This is a genomic window from Pseudomonas sp. Sample_14, assembly GCF_004307515.1.
GTDB lineage: Bacteria > Pseudomonadota > Gammaproteobacteria > Pseudomonadales > Pseudomonadaceae > Aquipseudomonas > Aquipseudomonas atacamensis.
On record NZ_RCOC01000082.1, the window covers coordinates 1 to 17,227 of the forward strand.

At 59.5% G+C, this 17,227-nt stretch carries 11 protein-coding genes; 6 read left to right on the forward strand and 5 right to left on the reverse strand.

What is annotated here, in order from left to right:
- Nucleotides 1–72 precede the first annotated feature (72 nt).
- The 5 genes from aceE (at nucleotide 73) to msrA (ending at nucleotide 10,180) form a co-directional block, all read left to right on the forward strand.
- On the forward strand, nucleotides 73–2,718 hold the full coding sequence (aceE, locus tag D8U61_RS19075) for a pyruvate dehydrogenase (acetyl-transferring), homodimeric type (protein WP_024011316.1): 2,646 nt from the start codon (nucleotides 73–75) through the stop codon (nucleotides 2,716–2,718).
- Between the two features lie 11 nt (nucleotides 2,719–2,729).
- Nucleotides 2,730–4,694, forward strand: a complete 1,965-nt coding sequence (aceF, locus tag D8U61_RS19080; protein ID WP_125926301.1) for a dihydrolipoyllysine-residue acetyltransferase — start codon at nucleotides 2,730–2,732, stop codon at nucleotides 4,692–4,694.
- A 276-nt stretch (nucleotides 4,695–4,970) separates the two neighbouring features.
- Nucleotides 4,971–6,368, forward strand: a complete 1,398-nt coding sequence (locus tag D8U61_RS19085) for an alkaline phosphatase D family protein (RefSeq protein WP_130927466.1) — start codon at nucleotides 4,971–4,973, stop codon at nucleotides 6,366–6,368.
- A 254-nt stretch (nucleotides 6,369–6,622) separates the two neighbouring features.
- Entirely contained in the window at nucleotides 6,623–9,319 is a 2,697-nt protein-coding gene (locus D8U61_RS19090) for a GGDEF and EAL domain-containing protein (protein WP_123443986.1), read from the forward strand.
- Between the two features lie 195 nt (nucleotides 9,320–9,514).
- Nucleotides 9,515–10,180 (forward strand): peptide-methionine (S)-S-oxide reductase MsrA, encoded by a 666-nt coding sequence (gene msrA, locus D8U61_RS19095; protein ID WP_130927467.1) that lies wholly within the window; start codon nucleotides 9,515–9,517, stop codon nucleotides 10,178–10,180.
- Between the two features lie 123 nt (nucleotides 10,181–10,303).
- Here msrA and rlmJ read toward each other — a convergent pair whose 3' ends face one another.
- Entirely contained in the window at nucleotides 10,304–11,143 is an 840-nt protein-coding gene (rlmJ, locus tag D8U61_RS19100; RefSeq protein WP_016772007.1) for a 23S rRNA (adenine(2030)-N(6))-methyltransferase RlmJ, read from the reverse strand.
- Nucleotides 11,144–11,474: 331 nt separating this feature from the next.
- Here rlmJ and D8U61_RS19105 point away from each other — a divergent pair, with 331 nt between their 5' ends.
- Entirely contained in the window at nucleotides 11,475–11,741 is a 267-nt protein-coding gene (locus D8U61_RS19105) for a hypothetical protein (protein WP_241663637.1), read from the forward strand.
- A 240-nt stretch (nucleotides 11,742–11,981) separates the two neighbouring features.
- On the opposite strand, the gene D8U61_RS19110 is transcribed toward D8U61_RS19105, so the two are convergent.
- From D8U61_RS19110 to putP, 4 genes are all read right to left on the reverse strand, one after another.
- Entirely contained in the window at nucleotides 11,982–12,302 is a 321-nt protein-coding gene (locus tag D8U61_RS19110; RefSeq protein WP_016772008.1) for a hypothetical protein, read from the reverse strand.
- A 331-nt stretch (nucleotides 12,303–12,633) separates the two neighbouring features.
- Nucleotides 12,634–13,347, reverse strand: coding sequence for a DUF4123 domain-containing protein (locus D8U61_RS19115; protein ID WP_130927468.1), 714 nt, complete (start codon nucleotides 13,345–13,347; stop codon nucleotides 12,634–12,636).
- Complete coding sequence (locus tag D8U61_RS19120) at nucleotides 13,337–15,352, reverse strand: type VI secretion system tip protein VgrG (RefSeq protein WP_130927469.1); 2,016 nt, start codon at nucleotides 15,350–15,352, stop codon at nucleotides 13,337–13,339. The genes D8U61_RS19115 and D8U61_RS19120 overlap by 11 nt, the downstream gene beginning before the upstream one ends.
- Before the next feature lie 350 nt (nucleotides 15,353–15,702).
- Entirely contained in the window at nucleotides 15,703–17,187 is a 1,485-nt protein-coding gene (gene putP, locus D8U61_RS19130; protein WP_016772011.1) for a sodium/proline symporter PutP, read from the reverse strand.
- Nucleotides 17,188–17,227: the final 40 nt, after the last annotated feature.

The window sequence follows — 17,227 nt, forward strand, 5'->3', positions numbered from 1 at the left end:
ATCGTCTGCCCACAAGGCCAGTCGCAAACTCAGGCAACCGATTCTGGAAGCCTTTCCGCCCTGGAGCAAGCCATGCAAGACCTCGATCCCGTCGAAACCCAGGAATGGCTGGACGCCCTGGAATCGGTTCTCGACAAAGAAGGCGAAGACCGTGCCCACTATCTGATGACCCGTATGGGCGAACTCGCGACCCGCAGCGGCTCGCAGCTCCCTTACGCGATCACCACGCCTTACCGCAACACGATCCCCGTTACCCACGAAGCACGCATGCCTGGCGACCTGTTCATGGAACGCCGCATTCGCTCGCTGGTACGCTGGAACGCGATGGCCATGGTAATGCGCACGAACCTGCGAGATTCGGACCTGGGTGGTCACATCTCCAGCTTCGCTTCCAGTGCGACCCTGTATGACATCGGCTTCAACTATTTCTTCCAGGCCCCGACCGACGAACACGGCGGCGACCTGATCTACTTCCAGGGCCACACCTCGCCAGGCGTTTACGCCCGCGCATTCATGGAAGGCCGCATCACCGAAGACCAGATGAACAACTTCCGTCAGGAAGTCGATGGTCAAGGCCTGTCGTCCTATCCGCACCCTTGGCTGATGCCTGACTTCTGGCAGTTCCCGACCGTATCGATGGGTCTGGGTCCGATCCAGGCGATCTACCAGGCGCGCTTCATGAAGTACCTGGAGCACCGCGGTTTCATCCAGCCGGGCAAACAGAAAGTCTGGTGCTTCCTGGGCGACGGCGAGTGCGACGAGCCGGAATCCCTGGGCGCGATCTCCCTGGCCGGCCGCGAGAAGCTGGACAACCTGATCTTCGTCATCAACTGCAACCTGCAGCGCCTCGACGGCCCGGTTCGCGGCAACGGCAAGATCATCCAGGAACTCGAAGGCGTGTTCCGCGGTGCACAGTGGAACGTGACCAAAGTCATCTGGGGCCGTTTCTGGGACCCGCTGCTGGCGAAAGACGTCGACGGCATCCTGCAACGTCGCATGGACGAAGTCATCGACGGCGAGTACCAGAACTACAAAGCCAAAGACGGCGCGTTCGTTCGCGAGCACTTCTTCAACACGCCTGAACTCAAGGCAATGGTTGCCGATCTGTCCGACGACGAGATCTGGAAACTCAACCGTGGCGGCCACGACCCGTACAAGGTCTACGCGGCGTACCACGAAGCGGTCAACCACAAGGAACAACCGACCGTCATCCTCGCCAAGACCATCAAGGGTTATGGCACCGGTGCCGGCGAAGCGAAAAACACTGCGCACAACACCAAGAAAGTCGACGTCGACAGCCTGAAGTTGTTCCGCGACCGCTTCGACATCCCGGTCAAGGACGAAGAGCTGGAGAACCTGCCGTTCTTCAAGCCAGAGCCAAACAGCGCCGAAGCCCGCTATCTCGCCGAGCGCCGTGCCGCACTGGGCGGTTTCGTGCCACAGCGCCGCGCGCAGAGCTTCAGCGTACCGACGCCGGATCTGGACACTCTCAAAGCCATCCTCGATGGCTCGGGCGACCGTGAAATTTCCACCACCATGGCTTTCGTGCGGATCCTCGCGCAACTGGTCAAGGACAAGGAAATCGGCCCGCGCATCGTCCCGATCATCCCGGACGAAGCCCGTACCTTCGGTATGGAAGGCATGTTCCGTCAGTTGGGCATCTACTCCTCCGTCGGCCAGCTCTACGAGCCAGTCGATAAAGACCAGGTGATGTTCTACAAGGAAGACCAGAAAGGTCAGATCCTTGAAGAAGGCATCAACGAAGCAGGCGCCATGAGCTCGTTCATCGCTGCCGGTACTTCGTACTCCAGCCACAACCAGCCGATGCTGCCGTTCTACATCTTCTACTCGATGTTCGGCTTCCAGCGTATCGGCGACCTGGCCTGGGCCGCTGGCGACAGCCGTACCCGTGGCTTCCTGATCGGCGGCACCGCTGGCCGTACCACCCTGAACGGTGAAGGTCTGCAGCACGAAGACGGTCACAGCCACTTGCTGGCCGCGACCATCCCGAACTGCCGCACCTACGATCCGACCTACGGCTACGAGCTGGCGGTGATCATTCAGGACGGCATGAAGAAGATGACCGAAGAGCAACAGGACATCTTCTACTACATCACCGTGATGAACGAGTCGTACCAGCAGCCAGCCATGCCGGCCGGTGCCGAAGAAGGCATCAAGAAAGGCATGTACCTGCTCGAGGAAGACACTCGCGATGCGGCGCACCACGTTCAGCTGATGGGCTCCGGCACCATCCTGCGTGAAGTGCGTGAAGCGGCGAAGATCCTGCGTGAAGAGTTCAACATCGGCGCTGACGTGTGGAGCGTTACCAGCTTCAACGAACTGCGTCGCGACGGCCTCGCTGTAGAGCGCAGCAACCGTCTCAAGCCTGGCCAGAAGCCTAAGCTGAGCTACGTCGAAGAGTGCCTGAACGGCCGTAAAGGTCCGGTCATTGCTTCTACCGACTACATGAAGCTGTTCGCCGAGCAGATCCGTCAGTGGGTACCGTCCAAGGAATTCAAAGTCCTGGGCACCGACGGTTTCGGCCGCAGCGACAGCCGCAAGAAACTGCGTCATTTCTTCGAAGTCGACCGTCATTTCGTGGTGTTGGCAGCCCTGGAAGCACTGGCTGACCGTGGTGATATCGAACCTAAGGTGGTGGCTGAAGCCATCGCCAAGTTCGGCATCGACCCGGAAAAACGCAACCCACTGGACTGCTGAGGAGACATTTTGTGAGCGAACTCATTCGCGTACCTGACATCGGCAGCGGTGAAGGTGAAGTAATTGAACTGTTTGTGAAGGTCGGCGACCGCATCGAAGCCGACCAGAGCATCCTGACCCTGGAATCGGACAAGGCCAGCATGGAAGTGCCGGCCCCGAAAGCCGGCGTCATCAAGAGCCTGAAAGTGAAGCTGGGCGACCGTCTGAAAGAAGGCGACGAACTGCTCGAGCTGGAAGTCGAGGGCGCCGCTGAAGCGGCCCCTGCACCTGCCGCCGCACCTGCTGCGAAAGCCGAAGAGAAACCGGCTGCGGCACCTGCTGCTGCCGCGCCTGCCGCTGCCCCTGCTGCCGCTTCGGTACAGCAAGTGCACGTGCCGGACATCGGTTCGTCGGGCAAGGCGCAGATCATCGAGATTCAGGTCAAGGTCGGCGACAGCGTCGAAGCTGATCAATCGCTGATCACTCTGGAATCCGACAAGGCCAGCATGGAAATCCCGTCGCCTGCCGCTGGCGTGGTCAAAGCCATCAGCGTCAAGCTCAACGACGAAGTCGGCACTGGCGATCTGATTCTGGATCTGGAAGTGGCGGGTGCTGCGGCCCCTGCGGCTGCCGCTCCGGCTCAGGCTGCTGCGCCTGCTGCTGCCGCTGCGCCAGCCCCGGCTGCTGCTCCGGCTGCACCGGTTGCCGACAGCGTTCAGGACATCCACGTCCCGGACATCGGTTCGGCCGGCAAGGCGAAGATCATCGAAGTGCTGGTCAAGGCCGGCGACACTGTCGAAGCCGACCAGTCGCTGATCACCCTGGAATCCGACAAGGCGAGCATGGAAATTCCATCGCCTGCCGCTGGCGTGGTCGAAAGCGTTTCGATCAAGCTCGATGACGAAGTCGGCACCGGCGACCTGATCCTCAAGCTCAAAGTCAAAGGCGCGGCCCCGGCTGCTGCCCCGGCTGCGGCTGCTGCACCGAGCGCTCCGGCACCTGCTGCTCCGGCTGCCGCTGCACCTGCTGCCACCGCTCCAGCCGCAGCGCCGGCTGCTACACCAGCGAAACCGGGCGCCAAAGTTCACGCCGGCCCTGCCGTGCGTCAACTGGCTCGTGAGTTCGGCGTCGAGCTGAGCGCCGTTGGCGCCAGCGGTCCGCACGGTCGCATCCTCAAGGAAGACGTGCAGGTTTACGTCAAGGCGATGATGCAGAAGGCCAAGGAAGCACCGGCCGCTGCTGGCGGCGCTACCGGTGGCGCGGGCATCCCGCCGATCCCGGTGGTCGATTTCAGCCGTTTCGGCGAAATCGAAGAAGTGCCGATGACCCGCCTGATGCAGGTCGGCGCTGCCAACCTGCACCGCAGCTGGCTGAACGTGCCACACGTGACGCAATTCGACTCGGCGGACATCACCGAGCTGGAAGCCTTCCGTGTTGCGCAGAAAGCCGTGGCCGAGAAGGCTGGCGTCAAGCTGACCATCCTGCCGCTGCTGCTCAAGACCTGCGCGCACCTGCTCAAGGAGCTGCCGGACTTCAACAGTTCGCTGGCACCAAGTGGCAAGGCGATCATCCGCAAGAAATACGTGAACATCGGCTTCGCCGTCGACACTCCGGATGGCCTGCTGGTGCCGGTGATCAAGAACGTCGACCAGAAGAGCCTGCTGCAACTGGCAGCCGAAGCGGCTTCGCTGGCTGAAAAAGCCCGCACCAAGAAGCTGTCCTCGGACGAGATGCAGGGCGCCTGCTTCACCATTTCCAGCCTCGGCCACATTGGCGGCACCGGCTTCACGCCGATCGTCAACGCGCCGGAAGTGGCGATCCTCGGTGTGTCCAAGGCAACCATCCAGCCAGTCTGGGATGGCAAAGCCTTCCAGCCGAAGCTGATGCTGCCACTGTCGCTGTCCTACGATCACCGCGTGATCAACGGCGCTGCTGCTGCACGCTTCACTCAGCGTCTGGGCAGCCTGTTGGGCGACATCCGCACCATCCTGCTGTAACCCAAACGGCCCTCCGGCGACGGAGGGCCGCTTGCTGCACCCTTTCGAGCGCCACACGCTCGTACCTCAACCCCGTCAATTGACGGGGCTTTTTTTTGCCTGAAATAAACCGGATCGCGCCTCTTTCCTACAACCTGCGCTGACATCGGCCACAGGTCTGGTCCACTTAACGCCAATATTTTCTGCCGCTGGCCAACTAACCTCTGCTCAGGAAAGTTGCTTCAATGCGCTCCGCTTATTTAATTCATCTTATTAAAATCTCGAACGGAATCGATCATGTTCAAACCGACTATCGGCCCCATCGTGGGCCACGCCACAACTAACGAAGTTCGCATTTTCATGCGCGGCGAACAACAGGACAAAAAACGCGTATTTGCCGGAGTTCGCGCGCGCAAGGCCGGAACGGAAAAATGGTCCAACAGCGTATTTGCACTTTTGCATCCAGCCAACGACATGTCGGGCGTACTGGTATTACAGGATCTGGACGCCGATTGTGAATACGAATATCAAGCCGGCTGGTTAAGCCCGATGAATCCGGTACATACCATCGACACAGTGGTGGAGTTTCCACTGCAATGGCCGCGACAGCTCTACCGCTTTCGTACCCGCACCGCGCAAGCCAGCCAGCCCCGGGGCTTTATCGTCGGATCTTGCCGTTATCTGCGGATCACCGCAGGCATCGCTTCGTTGCCGCAACTGGGCGATCGCATCTTTGGCTCGATCAATCAACTTGTCGAGAGCAGTCATCTACCCGTCAGCGCGGTGATCATGACCGGCGATCAAGTGTATGTAGATGATTTGAATATCATTGCACCGGATCGCGAAGCCAAAGACATTCTGAAGAAGTATCGAACGGCATTCTCGCAACCGAATATTCAACGATTGATGTCCAATACATCGACTTACATGATGCTCGACGATCATGAAATAGAAGATAACTGGCCCGCCAATGCAAAAGATGCGGACAAGGACTTGTATCGCAACGCCATGGCCGCTTATGAACTTTATCAAGCCAGCCACAGCCCGGTTTACGCATATAACAGCGAGGGCCAGATAGACCGGAATACCTTGAAGCATTATTGGTATCAGTTCGGCGACAGCGATATCGCCTGGTTCGTCACCGACAGTCGCACCCGACGCAACTTGTCGAAGGATGACCGGCGCATTCTCGACATCGAGCAGGAACAGGCCCTGCTGCAATGGCTGATCCATAGCCCGGCACGAGTGAAATTCGTGGTGACCAGCGTGATGTTCTATCCCGATCGCAAGTTCAACGGTGACGATGCCTGGAAAGCTTTTCCCGAGCAGCGTCTGCGCCTGCTGGAAACCATCCGCACTCACCGGATCAAGAACGTGGTGTTCGTCTCCGGCGACGTCCATGGCTCGCTGACCAGTCGCTTGAGTCACAGCGAGGACACCGATTTCGAGGTGCACACCATCGTGTCCTCGCCGCTGCACAACAGCAAATTGCTGCCGTATGCCAAGGCTTCAACGTTTATCCTCGATCAACCGCTGGTGCGCACGGCAGCCGGGAATTATCGGCACGAGCTCACCAGTGCCGTGGTGAGTCAGGACAATTTTGCGCATGTGGTCGTTGAGGCTGATCAGATATTGGTCAATTACCATGACCGCGATGGCAAGAAGTTGCAGTCGATCAGTATGAAATTGCGTTGAAACACCAAAAGATCGCAGCCTTCGGCAGCTCCTATATGGCTACGTGGCGCCTGCAAGAGTTGTTCAAGGCGGCGATCTTCTGCTCATTTCAGTTGTGCACTGGAGAAATGTTCACTGCAGCCGACATATTCTTATAGCACTTGGCCTTCATCTCTCTTGTCAGTCGGTGCCGCAATGATGCAACCTTGCCGCAGCCAACAGACAAGAGGGCGAGAGCCCGGCGCATTCAGCATATTTCCAAGCGAGTTTCCTTCATGAAGAGCCAGCCCGATGCCGCCAGCCGTATGGCGGCCGAGGTAGTGACGCAGTTGCCTGTGCCCTCGCGGCTCGGCATGCTGCGTTTCGAGCGCTTGAATGAAGCCAGTTGGGCAATGCTGTTCCTCGATCCCAACTGCGAACGCCAGTTTGGCCAGCCGGCCGTCGAGCTCTGCGCACTGGTCGGCTCGCCCTACGCCAGCCTGATGGAGCCCGAAGCGCGCTACCAACTGCATGACGCGATCCAGCAGCAACTAAGCAAAAGCGCGCATTACGTGGTGCGCTACACCCTGCACACCGCCGCCGGCGCGTTGAACATGCTCGAACTGGGTGAAGCCTACAAACAGCACAACCGGCATTTGCTGCGCGGCTACCTGTTGGCCGTCGACGAAGTGTTCGACGAAACCCAGGTGCTGCCTTCGGTGGATCTGGAAACCCAGAACTCGCGCCTGCAAATCGCCCTTGAGCTGAACCAGCGTGCCCAGCAGGAACAACTGCAGCATCTGGAGCGCGTGCGTGCCCAGCAGGATCTGATTCTGCTGCTCGCACGCCAGCGCTACAGCACGCACAACTCGCTGCAGGAAGCCGCCGAGCTGATCACCCGCTGCGCCTGCGATATCTACGAAATCGACTGCGCCAGCCTGTGGAACCTCGAAGGCCAGCGCTTGCTGCCGATCTCCGCCTACCACCGCGCAACTCAGGAATACCTGCTGCCGGAGCCGATCGATATCAGCGGCTTCCCCGATTACATGGAAGCGCTGCACAGCAGCCGCGCCATCGATGCGCACAACGCCATGCACGACCCGCGCACCCGCGAGATGGCCGAGGCGATGCGTCCGCGTGACGTCAACGCCATGCTCGATGCCAGCATTCGCGTCGACGGCCAGGTAGTCGGCGTGTTGTGCCTGGAACAGACCGGCGTCACCCGCGCCTGGCAGTCCGACGAAATCGCCTTTGCCGGTGAGCTGGCCGACCAGTTCGCACAAGTAATCAACAATCACAACCGGCGCACCGCCACCAGCGCCCTGCACCTGTTTCAGCGCGCGGTCGAGCAAAGCGCCAACGCCTTCTTGCTGGTCAACTGTGACGGCGTGGTCGAATACGTCAACCCGAGCTTCACTGCGATCACCCAGTACACCACCGAGGAAGTCCACGGCCAGCGCCTGTCGGAATTGCCGGCGCTGGAAAACCTAAGCGAACTGCTGTTCGACGCGCCCTCGGCGCTGGCCCAGAGCAACAGCTGGCAGGGCGAATTCAAAAGCCGCCGCAAAAACCTCGAACCGTACTGGGGCCAGCTGTCGATTTCCAAGGTCTATGGCGATAACCGTGAGCTGACGCATTACATCGGCATCTACGAAGACATCACCCAGACCAAACTCGCGCAGCAACGTATCGAGCGCCTGGCCTACACCGACAACCTGACCAACCTCGGCAACCGTCCGGCATTCATCCGCAATCTCGATGAGCGTTTCGCCCGCGACAGCGATACGCCGATCAGCCTGTTGCTGGTGGACATCGACAATTTCAAGCGGATCAACGACAGCCTCGGTCACCAGACCGGCGACAAACTGTTGATCAGCCTCGCCCGGCGCCTGCGCAACAGCCTCAGCCCGAGTGGCAGCCTGGCGCGTTTTGCCAGTAACGAATTCGCCGTGTTGCTCGACGACACCGACCTTGAAGCCGGGCAGCAGATTGCCAGTCAGTTGCTGATGACCCTCGACAAGCCGATGTTCGTCGACAATCAGTTGATCAGCGTCACCGGCTCCGTCGGCCTGGCCTGCGCGCCGCTGCACGGGCGCGATCCGCAAACCCTGATGCGCAACGCCGGCCTGGCACTGCACAAGGCCAAGGCCAACGGCAAACACCAGTTGCAGGTGTTCACTGAAGCGCTGAACGCCGAAGCCAGTTACAAACTGTTCGTCGAGAACAACCTGCGCCGCGCCCTCACGCAGAACGAACTGGACGTGTTCTACCAGCCCAAGCTGTGCCTGCGCAGCGGTCGCCTGCTGGGCATGGAAGCGCTGTTGCGCTGGAACCACCCGGAACGCGGCATGATTCGCCCGGACCAGTTCATCAGCGTCGCCGAGGAAACCGGCCTGATCATTCCGATCGGCAAATGGATCGCCCGTCAGGCCTGCCGCATGAGCAAATCCCTGACCGCTGCCGGCCTGGGCAATCTGCAGGTGGCAATCAATCTGTCACCGAAACAGTTCTCCGATCCGGACCTGGTCGCCTCGATCGCCAACATCCTCAGGGAAGAAGCGCTGCCGGCCAGTCTGCTCGAACTGGAGCTGACCGAAGGCTTGTTGCTGGAAGCCACCGAAGACACGCATTTGCAGCTCGACCAGCTCAAGCGCCTGGGCCTGACCCTGGCCATGGATGACTTCGGCACCGGGTACTCGTCGCTGAGCTATCTGAAGAAATTCCCGATCGACATCATCAAGATCGATCGCAGCTTCATCCATGAAATCCCCGACAACCAGGACGACATGGAAATCACCTCCGCCGTGATCGCCATGGCCCACAACCTGAAACTCAAAGTTGTCGCCGAAGGCATCGAAACCGCCGAGCAACTGGCGTTCCTGCGCCGGCATCGTTGCGACGTCGGCCAGGGTTATCTGTTCGACCGACCGATTCCGGGCGATGAGCTGATCAAAGCGCTCAAGCGCTATCCGCGTGGGCCGCTCTGCCTCTAACGCCGGCTTCTATGAAGATCCCTTGTGGGAGCGAGCCTGCTCGCGAAGGCGATAAAACCGTCGACATCTTCGTCGCCTGACACCCCGCTTTCGCGAGCAGGCTCGCTCCCACAGTTTTGATAGTGCGAATTCCGGCATCATTCGGCACACTGGCGGTCTGACTTTTTACCTCCAACCTGACTGAGAGGAACGCTCATGGTTCTGCGCTCGGAAATTCTGGTGAACAAAAACGTGCTTCCAACCAAAGAACAAGCCCTGCCCGGCCGCGAAACCCCGATGACCCTGCCGGAAAAACACTTCGTCTTCGAAGACACCCCGCTGCTCGGTCCATTCTTTCAGGACGTCGACTTCGCGATTTTCGGTCTGGGTTGCTTCTGGGGCGCGGAACGACGTTTCTGGCAGCGCGAAGGCGTGGTCAGCACAGTCGTCGGTTACGCCGGCGGCTTCACGCCGAATCCGACGTACGAAGAAGTCTGCTCGGGCCTGACCGGCCACGCCGAAGTGGTATTGGTGGTGTATGACAAGGCCCATGTCAGTTACGAGGAACTGCTGGCGATGTTCTGGGAACTGCACAACCCGACTCAGGGCATGCGTCAGGGCAACGACATCGGCACTCAGTACCGCTCGGTGATCTACGCGACCACCCCGGAGCAACTGGATGCGGCACTGAAAAGCAAAGACGTGTATCAGGCGGAACTGGCCAAGGCCGGTCTGGGTGAAATCAGCACCGAGATCGACCAAGCCCCGCCCGTGTACTTTGCAGAGGCCTATCACCAGCAGTATCTGGCGAAAAACCCTGAAGGTTACTGCGGGATTGGCGGCACCGGCGTGTGCATGCCTGCGAGCCTTGCGGGCAACTAGCCCGACTGATCGTTCCCACGCTCTGCGTGGGAATGCAGCCCGGGACGCTCCGCGTCCTGACAGCGGACGCAGAGCGTCCATTGAGGCATTCCCACGCGGAGCGTGGGAACGATCGCTCGGCGATCAACTCTCGGCAATCAACCAATCCATCTGCCAGCCACCCTGGGTCTGCCCAAGCTTCTTCGACAACCACGGCAGCAGCTCCCGCAGTTCTTCCTCCAGCCCCCACGGCGGATTGGCGATCGCCAGCCCGGAACCGTTCAGGCTGTTCGGCGTATCCAGCGGATGCACCAGCAGCTCCACACGCAGCAACTTCGGCGCACCGGTGCCTGCCAAGTCCTGATAGAAACGCCGCAACGCACGCTGATCCTTCACCGGATACCAGATCGCTGCCACGGTCTGGCGCATGCGGCCGATGGCTTCTTTCATCGACGCCGCGCAACGCTGCATCTCGTCGAGTTGCTCGAACGGCGGATCGATCAGCATCACCGCGCGCTTTTCCTGCACCGGCAACATCGCCCGCGCCACATGCCAACCCTCGCCCAGATGCACTTTTACCCGACGATCGCCGGCCATGTTGTCCTTGAGCAACACACCGTCTTCCGGGTGCTTCTCGTTGAGCATCACCCGATCCTGCGGCCGCGTCAGACGCCGTGCCAGCTCCGGCGAACCCGGGTAATAGCGCAACTGGCCATCCGGGTTCATCTCGTGCAGCACCTTCATGTAATCAGCGGTCAGCGCCGGCAGGTCCGGCTGATCCCACAACCGCGCAATGCCTTCCAGGTACTCGCCGGTGCGATTGGCCTGATCGCCCTGCAAGTCATACAGACCGATGCCGGCGTGCGTGTCGAGATAGGCAAACGGCTGCTCCTTGCGCGACATCAGGGCTATGAGGCGGGTCAAGGTCAGGTGTTTGAACACATCGGCGTGATTGCCGGCATGGAAGGCGTGACGATAATTCATGGCTGCTCCTGCGAGGGCCGCAAAGTTTACCTTTTACCGGTCGGCAAGTCAGGGGTTGGCGGCCGAGCGGACAAAAAGCCTGCCCTCACCCTAGCCCTCTCCCGGAGGGAGAGGGGACTGACGGTGGCGATCTTGCGAGTTACATCGACCTGAATGATCCACGTGATCTCAGGCTTGGCCAAGCGAAGTTCACCACTGAAGTCGCAGGTCGGCGTACATCACCCAGACAACTCGGTCAGTCCCCTCTCCCTCTGGGAGAGGGCTAGGGTGAGGGGCTTTGCTTTTATGGCGTTAAACTGGCTAACCATGAACGACAGGAAGTCAAAAACTCATGCGGTATCTCATCATCTGTTCACTCAGCCTTCTAAGTCCATACCTCGCCCTTGCCGACGAAACTCACATTGAACAGGCACGCCAGACACTAAAGAACTACGGGCTGAGCCACTGCATTCTGAAGCCATTCAACGAACGCTCAGCGCTGGAAAAAGACATTGCGCTGTCCGCCAATGCCTATTCAGTCATGGGCAACGGCCTACATTCCATCCTGCAAGATGAAGAACGCTGCAAGTGCTGCACGATCCCTATAAAGAAACACTGAGCTACATATCGGCGGCTTACCAGCAGACACCTTCACGCAGCAAACACTCAAATGAAAAAGTGGTGTTCCTTGCGTGCCTGAAGATCTACAACTCCGAAGCGTTCAACCGCTTTATCAAAACCCAAGATGCCTACATCTCTGACTGCCCCCCCGATTTCAATCAATCAAAAGATCGCAGCCTTCGGCGGCTCCTACATGGGATAGGCGCTCACTCTGCCGGAGGCTGCGATCTTCTGATCTTCAGGCGGGCAAGCTGCGCAGGCGCTTGCCGATGACATCGAGCACATCACAGCCATCGCGCAATGGGATGGCGCACAGCAAGGCGAAGTCGCTGAGGATCACGGAGTCGCATTCGATCGAGCCGCGCATGCACATGTTTTCCAGGACCTGGACCACGGCGCGGATGCGATAGTTGGCGGCGTCCATGAGGATGTCGAGGGGCACATGGGTGTCGACGAACAGGCTGGGCATGTCGCTGCAATTGCCGGTAAGGGCCATGAAGCGGTTGTCGGGGTGAGGGGTGATTTTTTCGTAGGGTGAATCAGTATGCATATTGGTCATTTTCCGGGTCCCATGATTGATAAACGTGAGCCGCCATCACACCTTCCTACGGGTTAGGGTGGCAGCTGTGCGCGGGAGTAGGAACCGAGCAATCATGGACCTCGGCCACGCCGAAGCGTGCCCCACGCACAGCCGCCGCGAACGATCTTACGGACTTGAACCAAGTGCCGCAAAAAGCCAACGAACTGTAACGTCATGAATGCGGGAATCCTTCACCCTGCCACCACTCTCGCAGTGACAACGAAAAGACTATCCCTGCAACCCACCACGCACCAGTTCATGAAAGCCGCCGCGATTCGAAGGAAACGTCCGAAGCGTTTGCCCCGAAACTTCACTCTGCCTCTGCCAGCAAAAACTCCAGAAGCGCCGATTGTGACGAATCTTCCGACATCGATAATTTGAAAAACTGCCCGACCTTGCAGCGCAAAACAGCCTCGGGAAACGCCTCGAACACGGCCGGTTGCTCCTCGCTCAGCCATTGCAGAGCATTGGCGATGCGTACGCTTGCGTCAGTCTGCGCCAACAGCGATTGCGGCACGCTCCACCACGGAAAGACCCGCCCCGAAACCAGCGCACGGCCCCCGATTTCAATGGCCTGGCCATTGATCAAGGCTCGTGAAACGACTGGCAGCCATTGCGCGGGAATGACCTCGTCAGAGTGCAAAAGAGGCAGCAGAAACCGACCATCCCAAAAGCGGAAAAACACCGCTTTACCGTCCGGCATCAGCACCTGAGTGAGGCTGCGAAAATGCTCGACCAGCACGTCAAGATCCGCCGAAGACACCGCCAACCATCCCCAATCCCGGGATTCTGTTTCCGCCACCCAACGTAAAAACTCACTGTCTGCAGCGACAATTCCCACATAGGGCATCACCGCATCCCACTCGGCATAAATGGTCTCGGCCCAGACTGGATTCGCTGTGCCCTGCCAGGCTTTGAACGCATTGGCGTCGCTGGCGCGACTGAAAATGGCGAACAGTTGTTCCGACGCGTGCAGCGGCTGCCGCGCCAGCCATTGTTCGGGCGTCAATTGTTCAGGCTGCACAGACACCGTCCTTACAACGCTCACACTCTTCGCAGAAAGGCGCATCACCTTTGAGACTCATGATCTGTGCGGCGGTGAGAACCGCCGCCGGCGCAGCGGCCAGTTTCTCTGGCAAGCCCGGCACCACCGGTGCCGCACTCGTTGCCGCCATTGGCGCGCCACCCACAACAATCGGCACGCTGCTGAAAATTCCGCCGGGGCCGATGTTGATCCACTGTCCGCCGGCCTGAATCGTCGCGCTCGCGCCGCCATCAATGACCACTTGCTGGCCTGCGCTGATATGGATCTGCGCTGAGGCGCTGGTGGCCTGGCTGTTTACCCGAACCTGTCGGTCGCCGAGCACGGACAAATGATCATCCAGCCTGACTTCGGTCTGGCGCTGGCCGTGGGTGATGCGTTGCTCGTCGGCCTTGAGTTCATGGCGGGCGGTACCGGTGACGACCACACTGCGCTGATTATCGACCTGCAACTGCTGGTCGTTGAGCACATGCTGGGTCCAGTTGCGCTGGGCACGCAGGTAGATTTCCTCGGCGCCTTTTTTATCCTCGATGCGCAGTTCGTTATAACCGCCACCTCCGGGGCTGCTCTGGCTGCGGAACACGCTTCGGGTCTTGTCTGCCGGCAGATCCAGCGGCACCGGGGTTGCCGCATTCGGCAGGCAACCCATGACCAGCGGCTTATCGGCATCGCCATCAATGAAGCCGACCAGCACTTCCATGCCGACGCGCGGAATCAACACGCTACCGTAGTGATCGTGAGCCCAACCGGTCGCGACGCGCAGCCAGCAACTGGAGTGCTCGTTCAATTCGCCATCGCGGTCCCAGGCCAGTTGCACCTTGACCCGGCCATATTCATCGCAATGGATTTCCAGGTCTTTCGGGCCGGTGACCACGGCAGGCTGGTAACCCGACATGCGCGGTTTTTCCGGGCAAAGCGCCGGACGAAAGACCACGTCCCACGGCGTGGCGACGAAAGTATTGCGGTAGCCCTGAAAGGATTCGCCATCGCTGGTCACCGATTCCTCCAGCACCTGCGGCTGACGGCCGCGATGCTCGACACAGGTGAGCAACCACAGATCATTCCAGTCGCTGCGCGGATGCTCGGTGAGTTGCAGAAAATGCCCGCAGACCAATGAAGACTCGTCGCTGCTGCCGTCGGCCTGATGGTAATCGGCGACGTGCCGTTCCAGCGCTCGCCGAGTCAGCTGTTTGCCGGTTTCACGATCACTGAATTGGCCGGGGAAGTGATAGTCCTCCAGCACCGGACGTTGCTCGCCGTCACTGCGACTTTCCAGAGACAGGCGTGGTTTTTCGAAGTTGTAGTCGCGCCGGGTGACGACGCTGGTGCGGGTTTCCACGCGCACATTGAAACGCTGAATCGCCGGCGCGCCCGCCGACATGCCGCTGCCCGGCAAATACAGCGTTGGCGCGGGCAGCTTGGGGAACACGGTCTGGTCGTCGCCGAATACCAGCAGATGGCCTTCGGGGCTGTGGTGAAAGTGGTAATGAATGCCGACTTCGGCACACAGGCGCTGGATGAATGCCAGATCGCTTTCGGCGTATTGCACACAGTACTCGCGCTCCGGGTATTCGCTGCCCAGGCGAAATTCAAAGGCATCGCGCAGGATCGAATGATCCTTGAGGATCTGCTTGATGATCTGCGGCACGCTCTGATGCTGAAAAATCCGCTGGTTGATGCGATGCCCCAGATACGTCAGACGCGGGACAAGGCTGAGGTGATAGCGTGTCAGACGTTTCCCGGAATCGCCCTGCCCGACCTGATAAATCTGACCATGAATACCGCAACCCTGAGCATCGAAACTCAGAAACGCCTGACCATGCAGCAGGCTTTCCAGATCCAGGTCCGGCCGCTCGCTGACCAGTTCCAGCTCGAAGCGATAGGGTTGGCTGATGGCTTCCCTGCCCGTGAACTCAAGGACTTTGAGGTCATGCCGGGCGCCTTCGAGGGTCAACGTGAAACGCGGTTGATTGGCAGGCGCGAACATCCGATGTCTCTCTGCAGTGTGAGGGCGGGCGATTCTGCATGAGGGGCAAGGGGTGCCGAGCAGGTGACGGGAAATTCAGATTTGCCCTACGTGGGTTGCTGAAAGGACCTTGTTAATTCGGCCGTTCGACTACAGACAATTCAATCAAACCTGCCACCCACCCTGTGGGAGCGAGCCTGCTCGCGAAAGCGGCATGTCAGTCGACACATTCATTGAATGATCAATCGCATTCGCGAGCAGGCTCGCTCCCACAATGGATTTCCACAGGATTCGAGAAATCACAGGCACAAAAAAACGGCCCGCTTCCTGTAGGAAACGGGCCGTTTTCAGGTGAGCCGAAGCTCAGTCCATCACTTGTTCAGATGGAAGTCTTTTTCCGCTGCCTCGAAACGCTCAACCATGCCGCGAGTCGGCTCACCCGCCTTGCTGACAAAGTAGATGGCCAGGCTGGCGAAGATGAAGCCCGGAATGATTTCGTACAGACCCAGCAGTTCGAAATGCTTCCAGACCACCACGGTGATCGCGCCGACCAGAATACCGGCCAGTGCGCCGTTGCGGGTCATGTCTTTCCAGACCACCGAAATCAGCACCACCGGACCGAATGCAGCACCGAAACCGGCCCAGGCGTAGGACACCAGGCCCAGTACGCGGTTTTCCGGGTTGGCAGCCAGCGCGATAGCAATCAGGGCTACCAGCAGCACCATGGCACGACCGACCCAGACCAGCTCCAGTTGCGAAGCGGATTTGCGCAGGAAGGCTTTATAGAAGTCTTCGGTCAGGGCGCTCGAGCACACCAGCAACTGGCAGCTCAGGGTGCTCATCACCGCAGCCAGAATGGCCGACAGCAGTACACCGGCAACCCATGGGTTGAAGAGGATTTTCGCCAGTTCGATGAACACGCGCTCCGGGTTCTCGGTCACAGGACCGGCGACTTCCGGGTGCGCCGAGAAGTAAGCGATACCGAAGAAGCCCACCGCAACGGTGCCGCCCAGGCAGAGGATCATCCAGGCCATGGAAATGCGACGCGCCTTGGCGATCGACTTCACCGAATCCGCCGCCATGAAACGCGCGAGGATGTGCGGCTGGCCGAAGTAGCCCAGACCCCAGCCCATCAGCGAGATGATGCCGATGAAGGTGGTGCCTTTGAGCATGTCGAAGTTGCTTGGATCTTGCGCTTCGATGGCGAGGAACGTGGTGTCAACGCCGCCTGTGGCCAGCAGGACGATGATCGGCGTAAGGATCAGCGCGAAGATCATCAGCGTGGCTTGTACGGTGTCGGTCCAGCTCACCGCGAGGAAACCGCCGATGAAGGTGTAGGCAATCGTCGCCGCAGCACCGGCCCACAGCGCCGTTTCGTAAGTCATGCCGAACGTGCTTTCGAACAGACGGGCACCGGCGACGATGCCGGAAGCGCAGTAGATGGTAAAGAACACCAGAATCACGATCGCCGAGATGATCCGCAGCAAGCCGCTTTTATCTTCGAAACGGCTGGAAAAGTAATCCGGCAGAGTCAGGGCATCGCCGTTGTGCTCGGTCTGCACACGCAGACGGCCGGCGACAAACAGCCAGTTCAGGTAGGCACCGACGATCAGGCCGATGGCGATCCAGCTTTCGGACAGACCGGACATGTAGATGGCGCCCGGCAGGCCCATCAGCAACCAGCCGCTCATGTCGGAGGCACCGGCAGACAGCGCGGTGACGACGCTGCCGAGGCTGCGACCACCGAGAATATAATCGGAAAGGTTGTTGGTGGAGCGATAGGCCATCAAGCCGATCAGCACCATTGCTGCGATGTAGATCACGAACGTGATCAGGGTTGGATTGCTTACGCTCATTGAGTTACGCCCTGGCTTTGTTTTTATGTAGCGGCGGTGG